The organism is Salmonella sp. SAL4457 (assembly GCF_046548235.1).
Taxonomy (GTDB): Bacteria; Pseudomonadota; Gammaproteobacteria; order Enterobacterales; family Enterobacteriaceae; genus Salmonella; species Salmonella enterica.
Window position 1 is genome coordinate 1 of sequence record NZ_JBGDZO010000082.1, and the last position, 417, is coordinate 417.

General features: G+C 69.3%; 1 pseudogene. It reads right to left on the reverse strand.

The annotated features are described in order from the left end of the window. Nucleotides 1-417 (reverse strand): annotated as a pseudogene (gene aruH, locus ACLJNW_RS23325) (arginine--pyruvate transaminase AruH); the annotation flags it as partial.

Here is a 417-nt window from a genome sequence, read left to right on the forward strand (position 1 = left end):
GTGCAGGCGGCATCCTGGATGAATTCCGGCGAGCCATAGAGCATGCACAGGGCGAGGTTCTCCAGGTGCGCGCAGAGTGCTGCGGGACCGACCACCCAGCCGACCCGCCAGCCGGTCATGGCGTGGGATTTCGACAGGCTGTTGAGGGTCGCGGTACGGTCGGCCATCCCCGGCAGGCTGGCCGGGCTGACATGCTCGCCGTCGAACAGCAGTTCGCTGTAGACCTCGTCGGAGATCATCCACAGGTCATGGGCCATGCACAGCTCGGCCAGGGCTTCCCAGGTGGCCCGCGGCAGGCTGGCGCCGGACGGGTTGTGCGGGCTGTTCAGCGCCATCGCGCGCGTGCGCGGGGTGATCAGTGCGGCGACCTCCTCGGCCTGCACGCGGAAGCCATTCTCGGAGCGCACCGGCACCGGC